25 protein-coding genes are annotated in these 24852 nt (G+C 62.6%); 9 read left to right on the top strand and 16 right to left on the bottom strand.

Annotated features, from left to right (window positions below):
* Positions 1-58: 58 nt before the first annotated feature.
* Genes JQ558_RS08800 through ggt form a run of 3 tightly spaced genes read left to right on the top strand, consistent with a single transcriptional unit; the run spans position 59 to position 4823 of the window.
* Entirely contained in the window at positions 59-2035 is a 1977-nt protein-coding gene (locus JQ558_RS08800; RefSeq protein ID WP_212293400.1) for a primary-amine oxidase, read from the top strand.
* Between the two features lie 40 nt (positions 2036-2075).
* Positions 2076-3161, top strand: a complete 1086-nt coding sequence (locus JQ558_RS08795; protein ID WP_212293399.1) for a TRAP transporter substrate-binding protein — start codon at positions 2076-2078, stop codon at positions 3159-3161.
* A 39-nt stretch (positions 3162-3200) separates the two neighbouring features.
* Positions 3201-4823, top strand: a complete 1623-nt coding sequence (ggt, locus tag JQ558_RS08790; RefSeq protein WP_212293398.1) for a gamma-glutamyltransferase — start codon at positions 3201-3203, stop codon at positions 4821-4823.
* A 5-nt stretch (positions 4824-4828) separates the two neighbouring features.
* Here the strand turns inward: ggt and JQ558_RS08785 are convergent, their stop codons facing one another.
* From JQ558_RS08785 to pxpB, 3 genes are read right to left on the bottom strand one after another with little or no spacing between them, the layout of a single operon-like run.
* Complete coding sequence (locus tag JQ558_RS08785; protein WP_212274684.1) at positions 4829-5599, bottom strand: LamB/YcsF family protein; 771 nt, start codon at positions 5597-5599, stop codon at positions 4829-4831.
* Between the two features lie 35 nt (positions 5600-5634).
* A complete protein-coding gene (locus tag JQ558_RS08780; RefSeq protein ID WP_212293397.1) occupies positions 5635-6690 on the bottom strand; it encodes a biotin-dependent carboxyltransferase family protein in 1056 nt (351 codons plus the stop codon).
* A complete protein-coding gene (gene pxpB, locus JQ558_RS08775; RefSeq protein ID WP_212293396.1) occupies positions 6687-7418 on the bottom strand; it encodes a 5-oxoprolinase subunit PxpB in 732 nt (243 codons plus the stop codon). Before pxpB ends, JQ558_RS08780 begins: the two co-directional genes overlap by 4 nt.
* A 255-nt stretch (positions 7419-7673) precedes the next feature.
* Here pxpB and JQ558_RS08770 point away from each other — a divergent pair, with 255 nt between their 5' ends.
* Together JQ558_RS08770 and JQ558_RS08765 are read left to right on the top strand one after the other, a co-directional pair.
* Entirely contained in the window at positions 7674-8372 is a 699-nt protein-coding gene (locus tag JQ558_RS08770) for a ribonuclease activity regulator RraA (RefSeq protein ID WP_211996833.1), read from the top strand.
* Positions 8373-8395: 23 nt separating this feature from the next.
* Positions 8396-8800 carry a cupin domain-containing protein gene (locus tag JQ558_RS08765; RefSeq protein ID WP_212274680.1) on the top strand — a complete coding sequence of 135 codons (405 nt, stop codon included), beginning with the start codon at positions 8396-8398 and terminating at the stop codon, positions 8798-8800.
* Between the two features lie 195 nt (positions 8801-8995).
* Here JQ558_RS08765 and JQ558_RS08760 read toward each other — a convergent pair whose 3' ends face one another.
* Positions 8996-9844 carry a DUF2147 domain-containing protein gene (locus JQ558_RS08760; RefSeq protein WP_212293395.1) on the bottom strand — a complete coding sequence of 283 codons (849 nt, stop codon included), beginning with the start codon at positions 9842-9844 and terminating at the stop codon, positions 8996-8998.
* Between the two features lie 187 nt (positions 9845-10031).
* Entirely contained in the window at positions 10032-10811 is a 780-nt protein-coding gene (locus JQ558_RS08755) for a transporter substrate-binding domain-containing protein (RefSeq protein WP_212208654.1), read from the bottom strand.
* A 97-nt stretch (positions 10812-10908) separates the two neighbouring features.
* Between JQ558_RS08755 and JQ558_RS08750 the strand changes: the two genes are divergently transcribed.
* On the top strand, positions 10909-11421 hold the full coding sequence (locus tag JQ558_RS08750) for a DUF1993 family protein (RefSeq protein WP_212208655.1): 513 nt from the start codon (positions 10909-10911) through the stop codon (positions 11419-11421).
* A gap of 9 nt (positions 11422-11430) precedes the next feature.
* Here JQ558_RS08750 and JQ558_RS08745 read toward each other — a convergent pair whose 3' ends face one another.
* The 6 genes from JQ558_RS08745 to JQ558_RS08720 form a co-directional block, all read right to left on the bottom strand.
* Positions 11431-12135, bottom strand: a complete 705-nt coding sequence (locus JQ558_RS08745; RefSeq protein WP_312014972.1) for a hypothetical protein — start codon at positions 12133-12135, stop codon at positions 11431-11433.
* Positions 12136-12191: 56 nt separating this feature from the next.
* Complete coding sequence (locus tag JQ558_RS08740) at positions 12192-13178, bottom strand: hydroxyacid dehydrogenase (protein WP_212293394.1); 987 nt, start codon at positions 13176-13178, stop codon at positions 12192-12194.
* A gap of 32 nt (positions 13179-13210) precedes the next feature.
* Positions 13211-14311 (bottom strand): ABC transporter ATP-binding protein, encoded by a 1101-nt coding sequence (locus JQ558_RS08735; protein ID WP_212293393.1) that lies wholly within the window; start codon positions 14309-14311, stop codon positions 13211-13213.
* Positions 14312-14315: 4 nt separating this feature from the next.
* Positions 14316-15230 carry a carbohydrate ABC transporter permease gene (locus tag JQ558_RS08730; protein ID WP_212031516.1) on the bottom strand — a complete coding sequence of 305 codons (915 nt, stop codon included), beginning with the start codon at positions 15228-15230 and terminating at the stop codon, positions 14316-14318.
* On the bottom strand, positions 15230-16162 hold the full coding sequence (locus JQ558_RS08725) for a carbohydrate ABC transporter permease (RefSeq protein ID WP_212208657.1): 933 nt from the start codon (positions 16160-16162) through the stop codon (positions 15230-15232). The genes JQ558_RS08730 and JQ558_RS08725 overlap by 1 nt, the downstream gene beginning before the upstream one ends.
* Positions 16163-16304: 142 nt before the next feature.
* Positions 16305-17645 (bottom strand): ABC transporter substrate-binding protein, encoded by a 1341-nt coding sequence (locus tag JQ558_RS08720; protein ID WP_212208658.1) that lies wholly within the window; start codon positions 17643-17645, stop codon positions 16305-16307.
* A 463-nt stretch (positions 17646-18108) separates the two neighbouring features.
* Between JQ558_RS08720 and JQ558_RS08715 the strand changes: the two genes are divergently transcribed.
* Positions 18109-18846, top strand: a complete 738-nt coding sequence (locus tag JQ558_RS08715; RefSeq protein WP_212293392.1) for a Spy/CpxP family protein refolding chaperone — start codon at positions 18109-18111, stop codon at positions 18844-18846.
* Between the two features lie 345 nt (positions 18847-19191).
* Here JQ558_RS08715 and JQ558_RS08710 read toward each other — a convergent pair whose 3' ends face one another.
* Genes JQ558_RS08710 through JQ558_RS37820 form a run of 3 tightly spaced genes read right to left on the bottom strand, consistent with a single transcriptional unit; the run spans position 19192 to position 20999 of the window.
* On the bottom strand, positions 19192-19593 hold the full coding sequence (locus tag JQ558_RS08710) for a VOC family protein (RefSeq protein ID WP_212208659.1): 402 nt from the start codon (positions 19591-19593) through the stop codon (positions 19192-19194).
* A gap of 27 nt (positions 19594-19620) precedes the next feature.
* A complete protein-coding gene (locus tag JQ558_RS08705; RefSeq protein WP_212293391.1) occupies positions 19621-20817 on the bottom strand; it encodes an acyl-CoA dehydrogenase family protein in 1197 nt (398 codons plus the stop codon).
* A gap of 59 nt (positions 20818-20876) precedes the next feature.
* Positions 20877-20999, bottom strand: a complete 123-nt coding sequence (locus JQ558_RS37820) for a hypothetical protein (RefSeq protein WP_283813710.1) — start codon at positions 20997-20999, stop codon at positions 20877-20879.
* Positions 21000-21218: 219 nt separating this feature from the next.
* Between JQ558_RS37820 and JQ558_RS08700 the strand changes: the two genes are divergently transcribed.
* A complete protein-coding gene (locus JQ558_RS08700) occupies positions 21219-21485 on the top strand; it encodes a PilZ domain-containing protein (RefSeq protein ID WP_212208661.1) in 267 nt (88 codons plus the stop codon).
* Between the two features lie 9 nt (positions 21486-21494).
* Here JQ558_RS08700 and JQ558_RS08695 read toward each other — a convergent pair whose 3' ends face one another.
* Positions 21495-22463: a tripartite tricarboxylate transporter substrate binding protein gene (locus JQ558_RS08695; protein WP_212293390.1), complete on the bottom strand. Its 969-nt coding sequence runs from the start codon at positions 22461-22463 to the stop codon at positions 21495-21497.
* A gap of 86 nt (positions 22464-22549) precedes the next feature.
* On the bottom strand, positions 22550-23185 hold the full coding sequence (locus tag JQ558_RS08690) for a DsbA family protein (RefSeq protein WP_409410499.1): 636 nt from the start codon (positions 23183-23185) through the stop codon (positions 22550-22552).
* An 844-nt stretch (positions 23186-24029) separates the two neighbouring features.
* On the opposite strand from JQ558_RS08690, the gene JQ558_RS08685 reads away from it, so the two are divergent.
* Complete coding sequence (locus JQ558_RS08685; RefSeq protein WP_212293389.1) at positions 24030-24839, top strand: helix-turn-helix transcriptional regulator; 810 nt, start codon at positions 24030-24032, stop codon at positions 24837-24839.
* Positions 24840-24852: the final 13 nt, after the last annotated feature.

Below are 24852 nucleotides of genomic sequence, written 5' to 3'. Positions count from 1 at the left end.
TTCAAGACGGTGCACCCTGGTTACCCTAACGTGCGGTCCAATGTTGCAAGGTGTGAATATGGACCTGACGAGAGAACCGGGCGGTACGGCCGTAACGCATCCCCTCGATCCGCTCAGCGAGGCCGAGGTCGCGCTGGCGTCTGAACTGCTGCGCGACGCCAAGCAGCTTGGCGCGGATACCCGCTTCTCCCACGTCCAGCTCGAGGAACCGGCCAAGGCCGACATCCTGGGTTGGACACCAGGCACCAATTTGCCGAGGCAGGCGGCGGTCACGCTGTTCGACTGCAAGACCGGGGCGACCCATGTCGCGACCGTCGATCTCGGGTCACGGCAGGTGACGACATGGCGCGAGCATCCGACCAAGGCGCATCCTTATGGCCAGCCCCCCGTCACGATCGAGGAAGTGTTCAAGGTTGGCGACATCGTCAAGCGTGATGCCGGATGGCGACACGCAATGAAGCGTCGCGGGCTGACGGACGAAGACATCGAGCTGGTCCAGGTCGATCCGTTCTCAGCCGGTTACTTCGACCGGGACGTCGAGAAAGGCCGGAGGCTTGTCAGTGGGGTTTCGTTTTGGCGCCGCGATATCAAGGACAATGGCTATGCCCATCCGATCGAGGGGGTGGTCGCGCTGGTCGATCTGATCGAGGACAAGGTCGTGCAGCTCGTGGACGAGCCGGAAATCGTTCCGATCCCGAAGCGGTCTCGCAACTATGATCGCGCGTCGATCCCGAAAATGCGCGAGGACGTCAAGCCGCTCGACATCGTGCAGAAAGACGGTCCCGGTTTCTCCGTCGAGGGTTGGAAGGTTTCCTGGCAGAATTGGTCGTTCCGCGTCGGCTGGACCGCGCGCGAAGGCCTCGTGCTGCATCAGATCGCTTTCAACGACAGCGGACGGGAGCGACCGATCATCTATAGGGCCAGTGTCAGCGACATGATCGTGCCCTACGCCGATCCGACCGCGAACCATTTCTGGAAGTGCGCGTTCGACGCCGGCGAGTACGGTCTGGGCAAGCTCGCCAATGCGCTGGAGCTTGGCTGCGATTGCCTTGGGCAGATCCATTATTTCGACGTTCCGGTCGCCGACGATTACGGCAAGCCGTCTGTCATGAAGAACGCGATCTGCCTGCACGAGGAGGATTACGGCATCCTCTGGAAGCACTATGAATTCCGCAACGAGACCTTCGAGGTGCGGCGCTCCCGCCGTCTCGTGATCTCGTTCTTCACGACCGTCGGCAATTATGATTACGGCTTCTACTGGTATTTCTATCAGGACGGCACGATCCAGCTTGAAGTCAAGCTGACCGGCATTATCCAGACCGCGGCGGTAGCGCCCGGTCAATCCTATCCCTGGGGTGGCATGGTCGCGGAAGGGCTGGGCGGTCCGACGCACCAGCACTTCTTCAACGCCCGCCTGCACATGATGGTCGATGGCGAGCGCAACAGCGTCACCGAGCACGAGTTCAAGCCACGGCCCTTCGGCAAGGACAATCCATACGGCAACGTGTTCGACACCACAGCGCGAACGCTCGCGTGCGAACAGGATGCCGCCCGCGAGGCCGACGGCCGCACCGGGCGCTACTGGAAGATCATCAATCCCAACCAGACCAACAGCGTCGGCGGGCCGACCGGGTACAAGCTGCTGGCGCACGCGGCGCCGGTCATGCTGGCGCAGGAGAATTGCTACATGACCGCGCGCGGCGGCTTTGCGACCAAGCACCTCTGGGTCACGCGCTATGCGCCTGACGAACGCTATGCCAGCGGCGAATTCCCGAACCAGCATGCCGGCGGCGACGGTTTGCCGAAATACGTGGCGCAGAACCGCGGAATCGAAAACGAGGACATCGTGGTCTGGCACACTTTTGGCGCTACCCATGTCTGCCGGCCCGAGGATTTTCCGGTCATGCCGGTCGAATATGTTGGGTTCGCCCTCAAGCCGAACGGCTTCTTCGCCGAGAATCCGGCGATGGATTTGCCGCCTGACCGCAACGATGCAAGTCGCGACGTCAGGGAGAAGGGGGCGTGCTGCGGCTGATACTACTGGTTTCGCATCCGATCCAAACAGGAGATGGGCCATGAACCGCAGGAACCTTCTCAAGGGCGCCGGTCTTGCCGCCGCCGCAACGGCTGTCAGCGCGCCCGCGATCGCACAGTCCGGTCCAACCGTGCGCTGGCGGCTGACGACGTCGTTCCCAAAATCCCTCGATACGCTCTATGGCGCGTGCGAGATGTTCAGCAAGGCCATGGCGGATCTGTCGGAGCAGAAATTCCAGATCAGCGTGTATGGCCCGGGCGAAATCGTGCCGGCCTTTCAAGTGTTCGACGCGGTGGCCAACAATACCGTCGAGATGGGGAACAGCGCGTCCTACTATTACATCGGCAAGGATCCGGCGTTCGCGTTCGGCACTGCCGTGCCGTTCGGGCTCAACACGCGGCAAATGAATGCCTGGCTCGCCTATGGCGGCGGGCTCGACCTGATGAACGACCTCTACAAGCCCTACGGCATCTACGGCCTGCCGTTCGGCAACACGACCGCGCAGATGGGCGGTTGGTTCCGCAAGGAGATCAAGACGCTCGATGATTTGAAGGGTCTGAAATTCCGGGTCGGCGGCGTGGCCGGGCAGGTGCTGGCCCGCATCGGCGTGGTGCCGCAGCAGATTCCGCCGGGGGATATTTATCCCGCGCTCGAGAAAGGCACGATCGATGCCGCCGAATGGATCGGCCCTTATGACGACGAGAAGCTCGGCTTCCTCAAGGTCGCGCCCTATTACTACTATCCCGGCTGGTGGGAAGGCTGCGCCAATGGCTTTCTCTACATCAACACGGCGAAGTGGGCGGAGCTTCCAAAAGTCTATCAGGACATGATGACGATCGCGGCCGCACAGGTCGCCGCCGACCTGACGGCGAAATATGACGCGCGCAACGCGCAGGCGATCAAGCGCCTGGTCGCGGCCGGCGCCCAGCTTCGGCCGTTCTCGACCGACATCCTCGACGCCTGCTTCAAGGCCACCAATGAGCTGTTTACGGAGGTTGCGGCCAAGAACGACAAGTTCAAGGCCCTGAACGACTCCATGACGGCGTTCCGCAACGAGCAATATCAGTGGCATCAGGTCTGTGAAGCCACCTACGACAATTACATGATCCGGCGAAGCCGCGGCTAGGCTGACATCGCCAGCGGCTCGCCAGAACTGGGGACCCATTTGGATATTCGCACCGGCCGTCCGGTCTCGCTCGCACCTCATGGCATGGTGACGTCACCGCATTCGCTGGCTTCATCAGCCGGCGTCGACGTGCTTCGCGCAGGTGGATCCGCCGTCGATGCCGCGATTGCCGCGAGCGCCGTACTGGCGGTGGTCTATCCGCACATGACAGGGCTGGGCGGCGATGCGTTCTGGCTCGTGCATGACGGCCGCAGCGGAGAGATCAGTTACCTCAACGGCGGCGGCAGGGCGGCAGCGGGTGCGTCGCTGGCGTCCATGGCGGCGAGAGGGTTGAAAGAAATCCCGCTGCGCGGGATCGTCCCGGCAACGCTGACGGTACCGGGCGCGGTTGCAAGCTGGGTCGCGGCGCATGAGGCCCATGGCCGGCTGCCGCTGCAGCGCGTGCTGGAAGGCGCGATCGGTTATGCGCGCGAAGGCTTTCCGGTCACCGGACGGCTGGCGAGCTTCATCGAGATGATGCGCGACGATCTCCTTCGGCAATGCGAAACCGCCGGGATTTTCCTGCCCGGTGGCGCCGTGCCGTTGCCCGGCACAAAACTCACCAACCCCAATCTGGCGAGGACGCTTGAAGCGATCGGGGATCATGGATGGTCCGGCTTTTACGAGGGGCCGGTCGCCGCTGAAATGCTGCGCTTCTCGCAAGCGCGAGGCGGTTTCTTTCAGCCCGGAGATTTCGAGGCGCAAAGGGCGAGTTGGGGTTTGCCGCTGACTGGCCGCTACCGGGACGTCACCATTTTCAACACGCCGCCGCCGACGCAGGGTTTTACCGTGATCGAGATGCTCAATCTGCTCGAGCCGCTCGAACCGCGCCGCATGGACCTCCTCGGACCCGACCGCCTGCACCTGATGGTTCAGGCCAAGCAGATCGCCTATCACGACCGCGATCTCGTGCTCGCCGATCCCGCTTTTGCCGCGGTGCCCATCGAGACTCTGATTTCCAAAGGCTACGCACGCCAACGCAGCGGGTTGATCGATCCGGCGCGCGCATTGAAATGGGATGAGGTGCCGTCATTCGGCAGCCTGGCCGGCGATACCGTCTACATTGCCGCGGTCGACCGAGACGGCAACGCGGCCTCGCTCATTCAGAGCCTCTATGGCGGGTTCGGGTCATGCGTGGTGGCGGGAGCTACTGGCGTCGTGCTGCAGAACCGGGGCGCGTACTTCTCGCTCGATCCCGATCATCCCAATCGGCTCGAGCCCCGAAAAATCCCGCTGCACACCCTGATCGCCTCGATGGCTAAACGCGACGGCAAGCTCTGCAGCGTGCTGGGCTGCATGGGCGCGGATGGCCAGCCGCAGATCCAGCTGCAGCTCTATTCGGCGATGATTGATCACGGGCTCGATATTCAGGAGGCGATCGAACTGCCGCGATTCCTGTCCGGCCGCTTCGCGCTCGGCGAAGCGCGCGACACCCTGCACATGGAAAACCGCTTTCCCGCGGAAACGATCCGCGTGCTGGAACAACGGGGCCACGCTGTCCATCGCTGGGCCCCGTGGGAGGAGATGGCCGGCCACGCCCATGGCATCACCATCTCCGCGCACGACGGGACCCTGAGCGGCGGTTCAGACCCCCGCAGCGACGGCGCCGCGATCGGATACTGAAAACGTCAGTTCGCCGTCTTGAACGGCGCCACCGCGATCCCGGCATCCTTCAACGCCTGACGCACGCCGCGCCCGATCTCGACCGCGCCTGGCGTATCGCCATGAATGCAGACGGTATCGGTGCGCATCTTGATGACCTTGCCTGTCACCGAGACCACGGCCCCGTCCTGCACCATCCGCACCACCCGGTCGGCGATCATCTTGGGATCGTGCAACACCGCGCCCGGCTTCTTGCGCGACACCAGCTGGCCGTCGTCTTCATAGGCGCGGTCGGCAAACACTTCGTGCACCATCGGCAGGTTGGCGGCTTCGCCCGCGGTCACCAGCTTGGAATTGGCCAGCACCACGAAAATCAAATTGGGATCGACCGCCTTGATGCCGTTGGCGATCGCCCGTGCGGTCATGTCGTCCTCGCAGGCGACGTTCGAGATCGCGCCATGCGCCTTGACGTGGGTGACCTTGTGGCCGGCCGCGGTCGCAATCGCCTGCAACGCACCGATCTGGTAGGCGATCAGGTTCTCGATCTCGGATGATTTCAGGCCGGGCATCGGCCGCCGTCCGAAACCGTGTAGGTCGCGGTAGCCGGGGTGAGCGCCGACGCTGACGCCGCGCGCCTTCGCCAGCTCGACCGTGCGGCGCATGATATCGGGATCGCCGGCATGGAATCCGCAGGCGACGTTGACCGAGGTCGCAAGCTCGATCATCGCCGCATCATTGCCCATTTCCCACGCGCCAAATCCTTCGCCGAGATCGCAGTTGAGGTCGATGGTTGTCATGGTGTTGGTCCGCTTCTTGGTGAGTGGATATTGAATCAGTCCGGCCCCGATATGTCCGCAGGCGACGCGACCTGCCATGTGGCCGCGTCGACGGCGCTGACAGCATAGCCGGCGACGTTGGCATCTTGCAGCGCGTCGATGTTGAGATCAAAGCTTTCGATGGGCCGCAGCCGATCGGGCAGGGAATGCAGCAATTCCCAAAACTTTCTTGCCGCGGCTTGTGCCTCAGCCATGCTCACGGCCTTGAAGCGAAAGGCGCGCCCCGCCGGCGTCTGCGCAAACCGGCCGAAGTCGGCGGAAATCACCGTCGCGATCTTGGGATAACCGCCGCTGGTGCCGCGATCCGGCATCAATACGATCGGCTGGCCGTTGCCGGGAACCTGCAGGCTGCCGTTCACGGTGCCGTCGGAAACGATGTTGTGGCCGTGCAGATGCTTGATGGCGGGGCCTTCGAGCCGGTAACCCATGCGGTCGCTGGTGGCCGAAATCTTCCACTCGCTGTCGATAAAGAGTCTTTTGGCATCGTCGCCGAATTCGTCATCCTGCGGTCCCCACACGATGCGGATCGGCGCCTCTGCCGTGGCCGGCAGCTCGATCCGGCGTTCCGGTGCGCCGCTGGCCGGTTTCGTCTGCAATTCGTCTCCGCTCTGCAGCGGGCGCGGGTAGGGACTGCCGAGCCCGGCGCGGGCGTTGACTGCGAGGCTGCCAAAGTCAGGTTCGCCGGCGATGCCGCCCTCGATGGCGAGGTAGCTGAACGAACCGCTGCGGGCAAAGCCAAGCGTCAACGTCTCGCCGTCGGCCAGCGTCGCCGACGTATCGACCGCAACCGGGCGTCCGGCGATGTCGGCGTTGCGTGACGCCCCTGCCAGCGCGATGCGAACGGCGCCGCCGCGCGCGGTGAAGGCGGCGCCGAACGGGCCGATCTCGACAGCGGCTGCAAACGGCTCGTTGCCGACCAGCGTGTTGGTCGCCGCCAACGCCAGCCGGTCCATCGCGCCGCTCGGCACCAGGCCATAGCGCTGCGAGCCGGGGCGTCCGCCGTCTTGCACCGAACTGGCCGGGCCGATGGAGGTGATGACGAGCTTGCTCATGAGGGCATCAACTCGGCCACGATCTCGCCCGCTGCCGCGGCGCGGTCCTGCTCGGCAAAGGTTTTGGTGTCGACCGGCACGAACGTAATGGCGTCGCCGGGCTCCAGCAGGAAAGTCGGATCGCGATGCAGCTGATAGGTTCGAACCGCGGTCTGTCCGAGCAGATGCCAGCCGCTCGGGCCGGCCAGGCATTGCACGCCGGTCTGTACGCCGCCGATCGAGATCGTGCCGGCTGGCGTCAGCAGGCGCGGATTTTGCCGCCGCGGCATCTGCAGTGAATCCGCGAGCCCCGAGAGATAGGACCAGCCCGGCGTAAAACCGATCATGGCGACGCGGTAATCGCCGGCGACGTGCCGCGCCACGATGTCGTCGGGCGTGGTCTTGAGCGTCTTGGCGACGTCCTCGAGGTCGACGCCGTGCTCGCCGCCATAGACCACGGGGATGCGCCAGCGCCGGGTCTTTGTCGCCTCCGGTACCGGCAGCTGCGCCAGCGCCAGAATCTGCTCGCCAAGCGCTTCAAATGAAATTCGCACGGGATCGTAATGCACCAGCAACGAGCGATAGGTCGGAACGGTCTCGGTGACGCCTTCAACCGGCGTGGCCGCCATCGCGCGGTCGAGCGCGAGCACCCGCCCGTTGGCGGCATCGTCGATGTTGCGGGAAAACTCTACCGTGATGGCGCTGTCGCCACTGGGCAAAAGGCGGGGCGGGGGTAGCGTCGCGGCCATGGCCTCAGTACTGCCTCGGGATCTGTCTCAGGGACGGTCTCAGGAACGCTTGGGCTGAGATCAAGCTGTAGCGTGTTTCGCGCGCCAGTGGAATTCGCTTCGTGCGAAATCATTGAGCAAGTTCAATAAATTAATCTGCATGGCAGTGATAAGCTGTTGTGATCGAACTCTTTCGAACGAACCCTTGACGCGATGCCCGCGCCCCGCAAGATGCGCTACCTTTTGATCCCCTCCCATTGGAGCGTTGCCTTACCGATGTCCCTGACACCCGAAGCGATCGCGACCCTGTCCCGCGTGTCCACCGCCACCATCACCACAGTCCTCCTGAAGAAGGGCCTGCGGAACGTCTGGATGCGCGGCACCAAACCGTTGCGCCCGGGACAGCCGCGGCTGGTCGGGCCGGCCTTCACGCTGCGCTTCGTGCCCGCGCGCGAAGATCTCGCCACCCCCGAGTCGTGGTCCTCGCCGATCTCCACTCGGACGGCGATCGAAGCGATGCCGCAGGGTTGCATTGCCGTGGTCGACGCGATGGGCGTCAAGGATGCCGGTATCTTCGGCGACATCCTGTGCGCGCGCATGGTCAAGCGCGGGGTCGCGGCGCTGATCACCGACGGCGTCGTGCGTGACGTCGAGGGTGTGCTCGGTACCGGCCTGCCGGTCTGGTGCGATGGTTACGCGGCGCCACCGTCGGTGGCCGGGTTGACCTTCGTCGGTTGGGGCGAGCCGATCGGCTGCGGCGGGGTGGCGGTATTCCCGAACGACGTCGTGGTCGCCGACCAGGACGGCGCGGTGCTGATCCCGCAAGCGTTCCTCGACCTCATTCTGGCCGAAGGCGCCGAGCAAGAGCGGATGGAAGCCTGGATCGTCAACGAAGTGAACAACGGCGCCGCGCTTCCCGGCCTCTACCCCATGAATGCCGAGACCAAGGCGCGCTACGCGGCGAGCAAGAAATAACATCAACAAAGCGAGGTAACGCCATGGATATTCACGTCTCCGGCTCGAGGCCGACGCGCAAGGCTCCGCCCGATTATTTCACCGGTACGGTCTGGCAGGATCCGATCATCGCCACTGAAGCGCCGGCGCGGCTGGTTTCCACCCGCGTCTCTTTCGAACCCGGCGCGCGTACGGCGTGGCACTCGCATCCGCTCGGGCAGACCCTGTACGTGGTTTCGGGGATCGGCCGTGTGCAGGCCGTGGGCGGACCGGTCCGGGAAATCCGGCCCGGCGACGTCGTCTGGATCCCGCCCGGCGAGAAGCACTGGCATGGCGCCTCGCCAACCAACGGCATGACCCACATCGCGATGCAGGAAGCGCTCGACGGTAGCTACGCGACCTGGATGGAGAAGGTCACGGACGCCGAGTATTCGGCAAAGGTCGGGTAGCGTCTCCCGGATGAAGCGAGCCGAGACCCGTTCTGCTTTGCATGGGGTTGTTTTCGCGATTTTTTGTTCGGGCCCTACCGTTCATCGCCCATAGCGTGAACCGATGGCCTGAGAGGTCGACGCGAACGAGAACCCGCAAACAAAAAGCCCCGCCGGCGAAGGCGAGGCCCTGGTTGAATGTGCGTTGTTGGCGCGTCAGTTCACGCGGGTCCAGGTCTGGCCACCGCAGAACATGCCGCCAAAGGCGCAGCCCTGAACGCGAAGGCTGTCAGTGCCTTTAAGCGCGAGCGTTGAATCATAGGTGCTGCCGGAACTCGGATCGAAAATCCGGCCGCTCCATTTGTTGTCCTTGCCGGGCTTCATGTTGATCAGCACCTGCTCGCCGTTGCGGTTCGACTTCTTGTCGACGGAGTAGCCGCAAAGATTGGGGCCGCATTGTTCGATGCGGACCTTGCCTTCCTTCTCTTCCGTCAGCCAGACGCCAAGCGGCGAGTTTGCCGCCTGCGGGGCCGCCGGCGGCGGTGCGGGCGGCGGCGTTACCGCAGCGACGGCAGGCGCGGGCTTCGGCGCGGGAGGCGGCTCTTGCTGGACCTGCGGGGCTGGTGCGCTGGGCGGCAGTGGGGCGGGCGGCACAGTCACCGGATCCGCCGCCGGGGCAACGGCGACAGTGGCGGTCGAAGGTTCAGCGGGCGCGGCCGCGACCGGTGCGGGAGCTGCAGGGACGGTTGCAGGGGCCGGCGGCACAGCGGCCTGCTCGGCGGGGACGGGCGCGGCGGGGACAGCTGCGGCGGGAGCGACCGTGTCGGGTGGCGTCCTGGAGTCCGTCTTTGCCTGTTGCGGCGACTGCTTGCGCGGGCGATCGCGATCACCGTCCTCGTTGCGCGAGCGTTTGGCCTTCGGCGTATTGTCGTAGACGCCCGGGATCTGAACGGTGCCGCGATCGGGATCGATGCGAATGGTGCGGCCGCCGTAATCGAAGGTGTACTGCGCCTGCGCGGCACTGCTCGCCAGCAAAAGCGCGGCGATCGCCAGAAGCTTCTTCATATTGACCTCCTGAGCAGGGAATCCCAACCCCCGAAGCTACGCAATGGCAGCTCGCAAAACGTGATCCAGATCACTTTCAGATGGTAAGTCGTGCACTAGCGGCTTTGGTTCAATGTCGTCTGAGCAGCCTAATTTGCAACCGATAGACGGTCAATTTGCGGCGAAACCGGCGTATTTTGCCGGCCGATCAATCGAACCAGGCGGCGTAGATTTTCCTGAAGCTGCCGTCCTCTCTCGCAATGTGCAGCCACTGATCGACGAAGGCTTTCAGCGCGACGTCGCGCTGCAGCCAATAGGCCTTCTCGGCGAAGTCGAACGGCTTTTCGGGATGCACCGCGCACAGCACGCCCGGATGTAGCTTCTGCTGGTACAGCGTCTCCGACGAATCCGTCATCATCAGGTCGGCATTGCCCTTGGCGATCTCGTCGAAGATCGTGACGTTGTCGTTGTGGAGTTTCACTTCCGCGTTCTTGACGTTGGCGCGGGCAAACCGTTCGTTGGTGCCGCCGGGATTGACGATCACGCGCGTGCCTGGCTTGTCGATGTCGGCAATGGTTTCGTACTTGCCCTTGTCGGCGCAGCGGGCGATTGGCGTCTTGCCCTCACGCATGATCGGCGTCGAAAACAGGCCCTTCTTCTGCCGGTCGAGTGTGATCGATACGCCACTCATCGCGACGTCGAAATTGTCGGACTCGAAATCCTTCATCAGTTGCGGCCATGCGGTGTGGACGAATTCGACCTTGACGCCGAGCGCCTTGCCGAGCGCTTCCGCCATGTCGACGTCAAAGCCGCTGAATTTCGAAGTCGTCTTGTCGAGATAGCTGAAGGGCCGGTAGTCGCCGGTCATGCCGACCCGCAGCGTGCCGCGCTTGATGATGTCGTCGAGGCGGGAAGGCGCCGGCTGCTGGGCATGGGCTGACATCGTCAACAGGGCAGCCATGCCCAGACCAAATAGCATTCGAAGCATCAGTTCTTCTCCGCCGGTGAATTCGATGACACCTTGTTTGTGATGACGCAGGATTTAGACCAGATGTCGGCGCCGCGCCAGACGGAGAGATCCAATCGTGACAATCTCGCTCTGTGAAACGTCGGTCGATGTTTTCGTGCCGTATCTCGGCAATCTGTCGACGTTGCTGGACCACGCCTCGACCTATGCCAAGGCCAAAAACATCGATCCGGCGATCCTGCTCGATATGCGGCTCTATCCCAACATGTACAATCTGACGCGCCAGGTCGGGGAGGCCAACCGTCATGCGGTGGTTGCCTGCGCGCTGCTGGCCGGGCGCGAGCCGCATGTTTTTCCGGTGGCCGAGCCGGATATTCCCGAGCTCCAATCGCGTATCGCGGCAGCGATCGCCTTTGTGCAAAGCCTGCCACGCGCGGAGATTGACGGCGCCGCAGACAAGGAGGTGGTGTTTACATTCAAGAACGGGGCGACACGCAGATTCATCGGGCGGTCGTTGCTGCTGACATTCAGCGTGCCGCAGTTCTTCTTCCACGTCACCACGGCTTACGACATCCTGCGCCATGCCGGCGTGGATCTCGCCAAGAAGGATTTCCTCGGGCCGCGGCGATAGCGCGTCCGATTACGCCTCGCCGTTGTCTTTGCGCACCAGATTGGCGACGGCGGCGCGTCCTGTCATTTCGCTTTTCAGTTGGTCGAACCGGCGACGTGCCGCGGCTTCGCGGTCGTCGACCAGCTGGATCGCGGCATCCTTGTTCATCGGTCCACTGACAATGGGCGTTGAATTCTCCCCAATGGTCTCATCGACGTAATAGTCACCATCGTCCTCGCGGACCGTCCATTTGAAACGGATCGCGGCCATGGGTCCGGGCCCGACCTTGGAATAGCCATCGGCCTCGAACGGCAGAAAGACCTCAGGTGGGGGGGCCGCTTCGATCGGCGCCGCGGTCTCAAGCGGCGGAGGAACCGCGAGCGAAGGTGCTGCTTCGATCGGTTGAAATTCTTCGAGTGGCGGAGGGGTGGCCGCCACCTCGTTAACGGCAGGCCGTTCCCGCTCGCGGGGGATCACGGGCGGCTGATCGAGAATGCTGGCGATCGCCGCCAGGGCGTTGTCGGTCGGGTCGTTTTGGCTCACGATTCGGCCTCCGGATCGAGCTCCGTCTGCGGAATCGGTGTCCCCGTTGCCGCCCGGTATCTTTTCCTCGCTTCCGAATGAGGCTGAGTTTTGTCCGTTCAGGCGCAAAACCGGCGATGCCGGGCACGGATCTGCACGGTTAGCCCGCAATACGGAATAAGGGTTCCTTATGATCTCATCGGTATGAAACATTCCCGGGCGGCCGCTCGATCGTTCAGCCGTCACCCGGTTTGATCATGCCGGATCGCTCAGAGCACGTCCTGGTTGATGACGTTCTGACGCAACGGATCGCCGTCGAGAACGCTCAGGATATTGCGTGCGGTCTGTTCGCTCATGCGATCGACGGCTTCCCTTGTCACACCGGCGACATGGGGTGCGAAGATGACGTTCGGAAGCGCGAACAGCGAATGGCCGGCTGGCGGCGGCTCCTGTTCGAACACGTCGAGACCGGCGCCGGCAAGTTTGCCGGACACCAGCGCGTCATGCAGCGCGGGTTCGTCGATGATGCCGCCGCGCGCGGTATTGATCAGATAGGCGGTCGGCTTCAACCGCCTCAAGCGCGCGGCATTGATCATGCCGACCGTCTCCGGCGTCTTCGGGCAATGCAGGCTGACGAAGTCGGCGCGCGGCAACGCCGCGTCGAGATTGGTGACTGGCTCGCAGCCGGCGGCCTTGATGTCGGCGGCGGGCTTGTAGGGATCGAAAACCAGCACGTTCATTTCCATTGCCTGGCAGCGCTTGGCGGTGCGGGTGCCGATGCGGCCGAAGCCAACGATCAGCACGGTCTTGCCATAGAGATCGTAGGGCAGCATGCCGAGCCGGCTCGGCCATTTGTTGTCCCTGACGATGGAGTGCATTTCCACCGCGCGTTTTGCCAATGTCAGCATCATGAACAATGCGCACTCGGCAACGGAGGGCGAATTCGCGGTGCCGGCGACCATCAGCGGCACCTTGCGGCGGCTCAGCGCCGGCACATCGACCGCGTCAAAACCGACCCCGATCCGGGTCACCACCAACATGTCCCTGGAAGCTTCCAGTTCCGTTTCGCCGAAGCGGGTGCCGCCGAGGGCGACACCATGGACCGGCGCATGCTCCTTGAGCTTGGCCTGGAAATCCGGTTGCGAGATCATGTTGGGGAATTCAACGAGTTCGATATCCTCGCGTGCGTCGAGCAACGCGCGCCCCTGCTGTGACATCGATTCCGTGACGAAGATTTTCTTCTTGTTGGTCGCCATTTCCTGCCCTTGGGTGACTGTTAACTCCGCCGTCAAATGACGGCGCCGCTCACCTCGTTTAGCAGGTGCATATTGTTGAGGTCCACTGCCAATCGGAGCGGGGCGCCATCCTGTGCGCCGGCGTTGGGATTGACCCGGCCGCAAACCTGCGTGCCCTCGAGCGCGAAGTAGATCAGCGTCTCCATTCCCATCGGCTCGGTGACGTCGAGCGTGGCATCGAAGTTCTCGACGCCGGTTTCCGGATGCGGGCTGGCCTCCGTGACGTGCTCGGGCCGCAGTCCCAGCAGCAGCTTGTCGGTGCGCGACACGCCTTGATATCTGGCGGCGCGTGCCGGCGGCAACGGGAAGGCGAGACGGTCGGTGATCCGGACGTGCAGCTTGCCGCCGGATTCCTCGAGCCGGCAAGGAATGAAGTTCATCGCCGGCGAGCCGATGAAGCTCGCGACGAATTTGGTGGCGGGATTGTGATAGAGTTCGTTCGGCGTTCCGATCTGTTCGATGCGGCCGTGGTTCATCACCACGACCCGGTCGGCGAGCGTCATCGCCTCGACCTGGTCGTGGGTAACGTAAACCGTCGTGGTGCGCACCTTCTGATGCACCTTCTTGATCTCGATCCGCATCTGGACGCGGAGCTTGGCGTCGAGGTTGGACAGCGGCTCGTCGAACAGGAACACCTTGGGGTTACGCACGATGGCGCGGCCCATGGCGACGCGCTGGCGCTGACCGCCTGACAGCTGCTTCGGCTTGCGGTCGACGAGTTCGACGATGTCGAGCATGCGCGCGGCTTCGTCGATCCGGGTCTTGATCTCGGCCTTCGGATAGCGTTTCAGCCGCAGCCCGAACGACATGTTCTCCGCGACCGTCATATGCGGGTAGAGCGCGTAGTTCTGGAACACCATAGCGATGTCGCGGTCCTTTGGCGGCACGTCGTTGACGACGTCGCCTCCGATCATGATATCGCCGTCGGTGATGTCCTCGAGCCCGGCGATCATCCGCAGAGTGGTCGATTTTCCGCAACCCGACGGGCCCACCAGCACGACAAACTCATGATCGGCGATATCGAGATCGATGCCGCGCACCGCCTCGACGTCGTCGTACTTCTTGACAACCTTGCGCAACGTCACGTCAGCCATGAGTTCAACCCTTTGTCGCACCGGCGGTCAGGCCGGCAATGTAATAGTCCATCAGGAACGCGTAGATGATCAGCGGCGGCGCGGCGCCGAGCAGGGCGCCGGTCATGATCTGGCCCCATGCGAACACGTCGCCCTTGATCAAGGTCGTGACGATACCGACCGGCAGCACCAGTTGATCCGTCGATGTCGTGAAAACCAGCGGATAGAGAAACTGCGCCCAGGAAACCGTGAAGGCAAAGATGGTCGCCGCGATCAGGCCGGGCAAGGCGACAGGAATGAAGATCCGCGTCAGCGTCTGGAACCAGGACGCGCCGTCGATGATCGCGGCCTCGTCGAGCTCCTTGGGGATGGAGGCGAAGTAACCGATCATGATCCAGGTGCAGAACGGCACCGTGAGCGTCGGATAGATCACCAGCAGCACGTACCATTTGTTGATCAGCTGGATCCCGGTCAGGTCGCCGAACGCCACGAACATCTTGAACAAGGGGAGAAACAGCAGCGTTTCAGGGATGAGGTAAGTCAGGAAAACGCCGGTCGCGAGCGTTGCCGAGCCCCAGAACCGCATCCGCGCCAGCGCAAAAGCCGCGGGCACGCTGATCAGCATGGTGATGGTAACGACGAAGATCGAGACCAGCGCCGAATTGCGGAAGAAGGTCAGGAACTGGTTCGATGTCAGCAACTCGACGTAGTTCGACAAGGTCGGATGGTAAACCCACCACGGGTTCGTCGCCGCGGAGATTTCGGCGCTGGTCTTCAGCGACGTGATCACCATGTAGAGAGGAGGCACCAGCGCGAACACCGCGAACAAAGTGAGGAAGAAGTACGACCATCGCAGCGCCCAGGTGCGATCGCGGCTCATGCTGCGCAGTTTGACGGGGCGGGTCGGGGCGGCCTTGTCGATCACGACGGTGCTGGTCATCAGGATTCATTCCCGCGTTTGTTGATGTCGCGCAGGATGAACACCGCCGCGATTGCGAGTATCGGCACCATGAACAGCGAGACGCTGGCGCCGAGCGGAATGTCGCCGCCCTCGATACCGATGCGGAATGCCCAGGTGGCGAACATATGGGTCCGGTCCAGCGGACCGCCCGCGGTCAGGATGCGCACGATATCGAAGTTGGCGAAGGTGACGATCAGCGAAAACAGCGTGGTGATCGCGATGATGTTGCGCATCATCGGCAGTGTCACGTACCAGATGCGCTGCCACCAGTTGGCGCCGTCGATGGCCGCGGCCTCATAGAGCTGGTCGGGCACCGATTTCAGCGAAGCCAGGTACATGATCATGAAGAACGGGGCGCCGAACCAGATATTCACCAGGATGACCGAGAAGCGGGCCCAGCCGGTCTCGCCGGTCCATGGAATCCGGTCGATGCCGATGCCGGCCAATAGATAGTTGAAGGCGCTGTACGACGGATCGAACAGCCACAGCCACGCCAGCGTGCTCATGGCCGGCGGAATGACCCAGGGCACCAGCAGCATGCCGCGCCATTTGCGCTGGCCCTTGGCCGGAATGTTGTGGACGAAGTGCGCCACGATGAAACCGATCAGGGCCTTGAAGACGACGGCCGTGATCGCAAAAATGCAGGATTGCTCGACCACCAGCCAGAAGGTTTCCCGCTTGAACAGGAACTGGAAGTTTCCGAGTCCGATGAAGCGCTGCATCGACTTGTTCAGGGTGGCCAGATGCAGCGAGTAGAAGGCAGGATAGATGACCAGCAGCAAGATCAGCAGGATCAGCGGCAGCGTCATCAGGAAGGCCGCGGTCGATTTGCGCTTCAGGGCGGTTCGTAAACTGGCGCGCTTGCGCCCCGTTCGCGGAGCGGCGTTACGCTCAATCGCGACATCAGCCATGATGCATCTTCCTCGCGAGTTTCATTAGAGCAGGGTAGTTTCCTCGTCGAGAAGCCGGCGCGGCGCCGGCTCCCATCGTGTCGGCAGGCGGATGTACGCCGCCACGGCCCGATATCCGACGGGCCGCGGCGGCGAAATCGCCTCAGCTACGCATGAAGCCTTCGAGTTCGCCTTCCGCCCAGGCCAGCGTCTTCTCCATGGGCTCGCCCCGGTAGAAGCGCACGCACATCTTGGTGAGCGTTGCCTGGGTGTAGATCTGCTGGGCGACCTTGGGCGGCGCGGGCGACGCCGAGATCGAAAGCAACTGATGCTTGTGCGGATTCGGATAGTGGTAGAGCGTGCCCTTCGGCGGTCCTTCCTCGGCCCATGTCTTCAGGGTCGTCAGTTTCTCGAAGGCTGGCAGGTCGTAGCCGCCGCTCGCCGCCACCATTTTCTCGACCGCATCCGGCTGCGACAGGCGCGTCAGCACGCTCTTTGCCGCCGGCTTGTTCTTGGAGAAGCTCCAGACGCTCCAGAAGTAGGGCAGGAACGGCGCGAAGCGGCCCTTCGGACCGACCGGGAAGCCGTGGGTCCAGCATTGCTCCGCGATCTGCGGCGCATCGCGCTTGGCGACGGCCCACGCGCTCGGCGGATTCATGATCAGGGCGCCTCTGCCCGAGACCAGCCACCTGTTGTTGGAGCCGTCGTCCCATGACGGCGCGTCCGACGGCAGGAAGGCCATCAGCTTTTTGTAATATTCGAGCGCCTGGCGCACGTTGTCGTTCTTGACGACGACGTTGCCCTTGGCATCGACGACCTCCGCCCCGAAGGCCAGGAAGAACGCCCCGACGGTATCGACGGAATCGCTGGTCTCGCCAAGTCCGATGCCGAAGGGAACGCCGCCCTTGTGACAGGCCTCCGCCGCCTTCAGGAATGTGTCCGTGGTCCAGCCATCGGCTTTCGGCGCCGAACCCGCCGGGTACATGGCCAGGACGTCGATGCCGGCGTGCTGCTTCATCAGATCGATACGCGAGCAGGGTCCCTTGATCTGGCTGCCGACGCAGGCCGGAACGCCCAGCCATTTGTTGCCGGCCTTACCGAGGTACTGGACGGTGCCGTTGACTTCGCCGTTCTGCTTGATGAGCCCCTCGACCACGTCATTCATCGGCTCGAGCAACTCCGCCTGCGCGTGCGGCCACCAGGTCGGCATCGCCAGAATGTCGTGGCCCGACTTCGCCTGGGCTTCGGCGGCGATCGTCAAGAGGTTCTTGTTACCCTGGCTCGGGATGTAGTCGATGGTGACCTCGACCTTTTCCTTCTCGGCCCACTCATTGACAATATCGGTAGAAGCCTTGTTGGCGCCGGGTACCCAGTGGTCCCAAAATCCGATTGATAGCTTGCCGGCGGCGTGTGCGCCGCGCACGTAGGGTGCGGTTACGAGTGCAGCCGATGATAGCGCTGTCGCAGCAATGAATTGGCGTCGAGTAAGCTTCTTCCGTGTCATGGCGTTCCTCCCTGGATGGGCCAATCGGATTGAAGGAAATTCCCGTTCTTGCTTTTTTATTCGGCTCCATTCGGACGCCGCGGATATTTCATTATTGACGATCAGAGCAGAATTGCCAGCGTCTGTCGAGAAATCACGTAGGCGCTGTCCTAGAACTAACGTTGCGTGCAAATCGAAGGCCGCGACGACCGTTGGCCCGTTGTCTACCGCTCATTCCTGACTCATGGCGCGGAATATTGCGTTGCACCTATCGAACTCATCGGAGGGGTGAGGATGCGAAATAGCGCCGCAGGTTCCCCTACCGCGTGTCCAAATTGGGATACGCCGGCGTTTTCATCACTGGGATGACCAGGCGCGGCAGGTAGACTCGCGCGGCGCGAAAACGATAAAATCGGATTCGGCCGCGGTCCTTGGCCCAGCACCACCCCGCCGGAAACTCACGATCGACCATGGAGACCAGACAATGACCAGCCCGACATCGAAGCTGCGCGCGCGGTTCAGATTGTGCGCAGCCCTTGGGGTGGCCGCCCTTATGCTGTTTAGCGCGTCGCTCACGGTGGAGGCACAGGTGGTTGAGGGGGTCCAAAAGGGCGCCCGCGAGGGGAACAAGGCGGCCGGACCGGTCGGCGGCGTGCTTGGCGGCGCTATCGGTGGTGTTGTCGGGGTGGTGACCGGTGTTACCGGCGTCCTCACCGGCGGCGCACAACAGCAACAGCAACAGCAACAGGCGGCCCCGGCGAAAGATGCCAAACAGGGCGATGCCGCCAAATCGAGCAAGGCGGCCAAGGGGACCAAGACGGCAGCGAAGCAGCCGCAGGTGCTGACCCAGACCGGTGCACCGCAAATCACGGCCGAACAGATCGTTGCCAACAGCGACGCCAATATCGAGCGTATCAAGAAGCAATTGAATCTGACGCCAGAGCAGGAGAAGAACTGGTCCGGCTTCAACAGTGCGATGCACTATCTCGGCCATAATGGCGCCGATCGCCTCAATCTGCGTATTGCGCGCGCCAAACGCGATCCGCCCGACGACATCATCGAGCAGATGCGGAACGAAGCCCAATTTCTCAACGACCGTGCGGTGGACCAGCGCAATGTGGCGGATGCCGCCGAACCTTTATTTGCAAGCCTGGATGAGAAGCAGAAAAAGATATTCATCCAGGAAATGGTCAATCTCAGCCACGAGCGCGGGCTGGATTAGCGCGGATAGACTGACGCATTCACCTAACGTTATCCGCCCCGGAACGAGTCCGGGGCGACTTCCCCATCATGGTGGGGCTTACCCGTGGGCGAATAGCCGGGCACGCATGCCCTGGGGTAGGTGAAAGGCGAGGCACCCGGCTATCCTGCCGCAGCGGCGCGGCGGGTTCCAATCGCCATGCAATGATGAAGAAACCCTGACGGGATCGCGCCCGACTGATGGCTGACTTGCGACCTTGTCGGGAACCGCTAACGCAAAGCCGAAATCAAAAAGCCGGAATTAAAGCAAGTTCGGCCAGCGCTGGGGCTGACCGAATAGTCGAAAATTGCTCGCGGCGGTGGCCCGTTACGCCTTCGGGAAGTTCAGCTCCACACCGACGCCGTCGGGATCGTAGAGAAAGATTTGCGTATCACCGGTTCGCGGCACGATGCTCTCGCGGAATTTTACGCCTTTGGCCTGCAGGCGCTTGCGCACGCCGTCGACGTCGGTCGCGGCAAAGGCAATGTGGTCAAGCCGCCCGGTGTCCTCGTATTTCTTTTCGGTGCCGCGCACCACGATGCCCTCGCGTGGCTCGCGCGTACCCATCAGGTGCACGGTGGCGTTGCCGCCGGAGTAAAGCCAGTAGCCGGGGAAACCGAGCGGTGGACGGTCGCCGTTCTCCAGTCCAAGCACGTCGCAGTAGAAATCCTTGGTGCGCTCGAGATCGGCAGGTTCGATGGTGTAGTGCTGTAATCCGCCAAGTCCCATGGTTTCTTCTCCTTGGACGCAATGGGGTTAGACAAAGGTGAGATCGACATCGACGCCCATCATCCAGGCACCGACGGTTTCAAAATGTCTGATCTGGCCTTGCAGTTGCTGGGTTACGGTATGGATGTCGCGGAAGCGGCGCTCCAGCGGGTGGCCTTCGAAGATCGCGGTGGCTCCCGCCGCATTGTAGGCGAAGTCGACTGCCTCGCGTGCCTTGTGGATCGCGTTGGTGGCGGCCATGCGGACCGTGATGCGCTGCGCGACGGTGATGCTGGCGCCGGCGACGAGGTCCTTCCAGATTTCGGCCATCGACTGCAGCACGAAGCCGCGGGCGGCGCGCAGATTGACCTCGGCCTGGGCGAGGCCGGTTTGGACCACGGCGTTGTCGCGCAAGATGCGTATGGCCCCGCGCGGCACCTTGTTGCGCGCCACCTCGACGAAATCGTCGAGCGTGCTTCGAGCGATGCCGCAGGCAACGCCGGCAAAGCCGACCTGGTAGCAAGTGCCGGCCCCCATGCGATAGAGCGGACCGCTCTCGCGGCATTCCCGGTCGAATTCACGGGTGATGGAATGGTCCGTTGGAACGAAGAAGTCATTCAGCGCGAACTGGTCGCTGGCGGTGCCGCGCAAGCCGACCGTGTTCCAGATGTCGGTCCATTCGACGTCCTCGGTTCGCACCAGCATGGTCCGCTCTAGCGGCATACCGTTGGCTTCCAATCGGGGAGTGCCGTCGGCCGCAAAGATCGGACAATGCGCGCCGAGCCAGGTCGCGTGCCGACCACCGGAGGCAAAGGCCCAGACGCCGGTGACCCGGTAACCGCCCTCGCATTCGATCGCGCGGACCTTGGACCCGGGACCCCAGGCCAGTACTGCGCGCGGATCGGCGAAGATCGCGCGCGCCACCGGCAGATCGAGATAGGCCGCCGACATCGCGCAGCCGCCGGCCTGGCTGAGACACCATGCCGTGGACGCATCCGCCTTGGCGATGGTTTCAATGACATGGAAGAAGGTGACGGGGTCGGTTTCAATCCCGTCGGTCGAGCGCGGCAGCAACAGACGAAACAGCTGCGCGTCGTGCAGCCTGTCGAGCAACGCGGGCGGCAGCCGTCGCGCACTCTCAATGTCGTTTCCGGCCGCCGCCACATCGGGACGAACGGCCTCGGCACGGGCGATGATCGCCCGGTCGCCGGCAAGGTCGGCAGCAGTCGCGATCAAATTGTCCAAGCCTCCATCGACGCCTTGTGTTCAAGACTATGCCCGCCGGACTCTCGCCTGCGACATATTCAGCCCATCGGCCAATTCCTTGTCGATCTGTTCGATCGACTTGCCCTGGTCTCGAAGCCGATGAAATAGTACACGATGCCGGCCATCAGGAACCAGCAGCCGAGATAAACGAACGCTGTCACCGCCTATCTAAAAAGGGTATCGCCGGGCTGTCGCGAGCGACAAGCCCATGAAGACGCGGAGCACATCTGCGCAGAAGCGATGGAGGCATCCTGCCGCTCCGCACAAATCGGAACGTCGCAAGTCCATCGTCGCCGATTGCATTGCGGTGCACACACGCCATTTGCTTAAGGTTTCGTGGCTAGTTAGATAGGTCGAGCGATATTCACGGCCGGAAACGTATGGAAGAAAAGCGAAAATATCCGCGAACCGAGATCGAGGAGCCCGCCTATGTCTCATCGGGCGGCTCCGTGATGCGTTGCGTGGTGAGGAATATTTCGCTCGAGGGTGCGGCGATCGACGTCGAGAACCCGGCATTCGTTCCGCAGCACTTCCGTCTCGTGATGGCGAAGGATTCTTCGATCGTTCATGAGTGCCGGGTCGCCTGGATCAAGAAGAACCGGATCGGCCTGACGTTCATGAATGTCGCGCAGGAACCGCCGGAATGAAGTGACGCGTCACTCTATCCTGAGCTTCGCGTCACGTACCACTTTGCCCCATCTTTCCATTTCCAGCTTGATGCGGGCGCCGAACTCCTCCGGCCGGTTCGCGACCGGCTTGAATCCGAGCACGGTCAGGCGCTCCTTCACGTCTGCCTGCCCGACCGCCCTGGCAATTTCGCGATAGAGCAGGTCGACGATCTCTTTCCCCGTTCCCGCCGGCGCAAGGACGCCTGTGATGGTATCGGCCTCCTGGTCCTTGATGCCTTGTTCGGCAAAGGTCGGCACGTCGGGCAATTGGGTCGCGCGCTCGCTGGCGGCGACGCCGAGCGCGCGCAATTGGCCGGCCTGCGCCGCCGAAAGGGCGGGCGGCAGCGCGGTGAAAGCGATCGGCGTGTGCCCGCCGACGGTTGACTGGATCGCAGGCGCTGCGCCGGTAAACGGCACGTGCACCAGGTCGAGGCTGAACGCCAGCCGAAACAGCTCACCCCCCAGATGCGGGGTCGAACCGACGCCGGGGCCGGCAAAACCGTATTTGCCGGGATTGTCACGGATCAGCTGCACCAATTCCGGAAGCGACCTGGCCGGCAGCGACGGGTTGACCACCACCACGTTCGGGGAAACCGCGACCAGTGTCACCGGCGCGAAATCCTTGACGGCATCGTACGGCACCTTGGCGTAGAGGCTGGGATTGACCACAAAGCCGGTGCTGACCACCATGATGGTGTAGCCGTCGGGGGTCGCGCGGGCGACCTGGCCGGACGCGGTGTTGCCGCCGGCGCCGCCGACATTCTCCACAAAGAACTGCTGGCCGAGCGCATCGGAGAGCTTTTGCGACACCAGGCGTGCGATCACGTCGGTTGGGCCACCGGCGGGAAACCCGACAACCACGCGCACCGGGCGGTTCGGATAGTTCTGTGCCGAGGCCGTCGGGACGCCGCCCAGCAGCAGCGCCGCAGCGAGCAAGATTTGCAGAACGGCCGCCATGACGCCCCCCGATTTTATGTTTGTTGACGCCATCATCAACGACGGCGCGCCGCAGAACAAGGGGGAGGCGTGGCCCGGCGCAGTCGTTATTTCTTCAGCAGCGGCTTGATCCGCTCTTCGAGCTCCTCGAATGACATCGAACCTTTCAAGCGCTCGCCATTGAGGAAGAAGGTCGGCGTTGAATCGACCTTGAGCGTTTCGTGGGCGTATTTCTGATCCGCGGCGAGCTTGTCGAGCATCGCCTGATCCCTCTCGCAAGTCACCACGTCCTGTTCGCTCATCCCGTTCAGCTTGCCGACGAAATTCAGCGTTTCCTTGGTCTGCCTGATCAGTCGGTCCTGCAGCTTGAACAGGGTCTCGATGGCGCCGAAATATTTTTCCGAATCGTTCCTTGCGATGCAGCGCGCCAGCATCGAGGCCGCCGCAGCCGCGACGTCGAGCGGGAACTCGCGGAACACGAAGCGGACCTTGCCGGTGTCGATATATTTGGAGCGCAGCATCGGAAAGACGTTCTCGCCGAAGGCGGCGCAATGCGAGCAACTCATCGACGCGTATTCGGTGATGGTCACCGGCGCCTTCGGCGATCCGATCGCGATGTCCGGCAGCGACACTGGCTTGGCGACAGCCGCCGCCATTGCGCTCTGGGCGACGGCGGGGCCTGCGAAAAACGGCGCGGTGAATGCGAGCAGGGCGACAAAAGCGATGCAGCGAGGGGCGTTCAACGGGCTATTCCAAATTGATGGGCGGGGAGAGTCTATCCGGTTCTGCCGGGTCTGAAATTATCTATATTCTTCAACAAGCAAAGACGAAAGCCGGATGTGTCACGCGATCGATCCGCGTGGAGCTGCGCGCCGTCATGGCAGCCGAAATCGCTGGTCAGCGCTTCATCGCTGGTGCCTTGCAGTAAACGTCCTGAAGTTGATGGGGTGGCTGCAGACCTCTCAGGGTTTACTGCTCCGGAGGTTTCGACACTTCCCCGGAACTTCCGAGCTCACCCGGCTTGCCGAAATGGATCAGTGCTTTTCGAAACCATGACGGCGGCAGACGCACAGCGGCCTTCCAGGGAGATCACGTAGAACTACGGATGCTGGCCCGAATGGTCGGGCTACGAGTTGGATACTTTCGCTCGCTGGACATGTGCACAATGTGGCGGTCTGCGATCTGCACCATTGAATTAATCGTGCTTGCTTACGATGATTGACGATCGCAGTTGACCGGGACTTTCTGGCAATCCATTCATGCCGGGCGAACTGGCTTTGAAAGCCGGCGGGCAAGAAGGGTGAGGGGGCATTGGCGACAGATCCATTCATAGACGAGATCTATGAAGCGGCGGTCGTTCCGGAAAAATGGCGATCCATTCTCGATCGCCTGGCGGAAATAGCCGATGCCGAGGGTACGCTGCTGTTCGCAGCTGGCCCTGGAGATCCCCGATGGCTGTCATCCAGATCCATCGAGGAGTTCATCGCGGAATGGACCGGCAGCAAATGGTATCTCGACAATCCACGCGGCCAGCGCCTCGTTCCGATCGACGAACCGAGGTTCCTGACCGATCTGGACGAGTTGACGATGGCGGAGATCGACGCCTCCGATTTTTATACCGAACTGTTGCGCCCCCGTGGACTTGGATGGTGCGTTGGAACGTCGATACGTTCACCGGCCGGCGACACGCTGGTGTTCTCGATCGAGAAGGCTCACAGCAAGGGCCCGGTGCCGCGATCGGTTGCGGAGACTTTGGATCATTTGCGTCCGCATCTTGCACGGGCATCGGTCCTCTCGGCGCGACTGGGGCTGGATCGGGCGATATCGACAGTCGCGACGCTGGACGCGATCGGCTTGCCGGCTGCGGCGTTGGCGTCCACTGGTCGCATTATCTCGGCCAATGCCGGTTTTCTTGCGAGCAAGGGCCATGTCCGCGTCGGCGCGGGAAACCTCATTCAATTTACGTCCGAACCGGCTCAGACATTGCTGACGGAAGCTATTTCGCGCGGCGGGCGTTCCTCCAATGGAATCGGCCGGTCCATTCCGGTCCGAGCGACCAAGACTGACCCGGCTTTTGTCGCCCACGTCGTGCCCTTGCACGGCGGCGGACGAGATGTGTTCACCGGAGCCTTGTCGATCGTTTTCATCACCTCGATGGTGCCGAGCACCAGCCCGGCGTCGCCATTGTTGCAGGCCCTTTTTGATCTCACACCGGCGGAGGCACGCACGGCTAGTCAGATCACCGAAGGCAAATCCATCGAACAGATTTCGTTCACAACGGGAATAGCTCAGAACACGATTCGATCTCACCTGAAATCGGTATTTCAAAAGACGGGAGTGCAGCGGCAAGCGGAATTGGTCAGCTTGCTCGGCGTAACGATTCATCAAGTCACGTAGGATGACTGGTTAA

It is taken from the genome of Bradyrhizobium sp. AUGA SZCCT0160 (genome assembly GCF_018130105.1).
GTDB lineage: Bacteria > Pseudomonadota > Alphaproteobacteria > Rhizobiales > Xanthobacteraceae > Bradyrhizobium.
This window is presented reverse-complemented; position numbering and strand designations above follow the sequence as displayed.

Coding starts and splice junctions, on each gene's coding strand:
- pxpB (WP_212293396.1), bottom strand. CDS start 7,418: ATGGCCGCGACGCTACCCCCGCCCCGCCTTTTGCCCAGTGGCGACAGC.
- JQ558_RS08710 (WP_212208659.1), bottom strand. CDS start 19,593: ATGGGACTTGGCGGATTACAGCACTACACCATCGAACCTGCCGATCTC.
- JQ558_RS08720 (WP_212208658.1), bottom strand. CDS start 17,645: ATGACACGGAAGAAGCTTACTCGACGCCAATTCATTGCTGCGACAGCG.
- JQ558_RS08730 (WP_212031516.1), bottom strand. CDS start 15,230: ATGACCAGCACCGTCGTGATCGACAAGGCCGCCCCGACCCGCCCCGTC.
- JQ558_RS08695 (WP_212293390.1), bottom strand. CDS start 22,463: ATGGCGGCCGTTCTGCAAATCTTGCTCGCTGCGGCGCTGCTGCTGGGC.
- JQ558_RS08685 (WP_212293389.1), top strand. CDS start 24,030: ATGGCGGAGATCGACGCCTCCGATTTTTATACCGAACTGTTGCGCCCC.
- JQ558_RS08780 (WP_212293397.1), bottom strand. CDS start 6,690: ATGAGCAAGCTCGTCATCACCTCCATCGGCCCGGCCAGTTCGGTGCAA.
- JQ558_RS08735 (WP_212293393.1), bottom strand. CDS start 14,311: ATGGCTGACGTGACGTTGCGCAAGGTTGTCAAGAAGTACGACGACGTC.
- JQ558_RS08725 (WP_212208657.1), bottom strand. CDS start 16,162: ATGGCTGATGTCGCGATTGAGCGTAACGCCGCTCCGCGAACGGGGCGC.
- JQ558_RS08785 (WP_212274684.1), bottom strand. CDS start 5,599: ATGACAACCATCGACCTCAACTGCGATCTCGGCGAAGGATTTGGCGCG.
- JQ558_RS08715 (WP_212293392.1), top strand. CDS start 18,109: ATGACCAGCCCGACATCGAAGCTGCGCGCGCGGTTCAGATTGTGCGCA.
- JQ558_RS08770 (WP_211996833.1), top strand. CDS start 7,674: ATGTCCCTGACACCCGAAGCGATCGCGACCCTGTCCCGCGTGTCCACC.
- JQ558_RS08795 (WP_212293399.1), top strand. CDS start 2,076: ATGAACCGCAGGAACCTTCTCAAGGGCGCCGGTCTTGCCGCCGCCGCA.
- JQ558_RS08760 (WP_212293395.1), bottom strand. CDS start 9,844: ATGAAGAAGCTTCTGGCGATCGCCGCGCTTTTGCTGGCGAGCAGTGCC.
- JQ558_RS08700 (WP_212208661.1), top strand. CDS start 21,219: ATGGAAGAAAAGCGAAAATATCCGCGAACCGAGATCGAGGAGCCCGCC.
- JQ558_RS08740 (WP_212293394.1), bottom strand. CDS start 13,178: ATGGCGACCAACAAGAAGAAAATCTTCGTCACGGAATCGATGTCACAG.
- JQ558_RS08765 (WP_212274680.1), top strand. CDS start 8,396: ATGGATATTCACGTCTCCGGCTCGAGGCCGACGCGCAAGGCTCCGCCC.
- JQ558_RS08745 (WP_312014972.1), bottom strand. CDS start 12,135: ATGTTTCATACCGATGAGATCATAAGGAACCCTTATTCCGTATTGCGG.
- JQ558_RS08755 (WP_212208654.1), bottom strand. CDS start 10,811: ATGCTTCGAATGCTATTTGGTCTGGGCATGGCTGCCCTGTTGACGATG.
- JQ558_RS08800 (WP_212293400.1), top strand. CDS start 59: ATGGACCTGACGAGAGAACCGGGCGGTACGGCCGTAACGCATCCCCTC.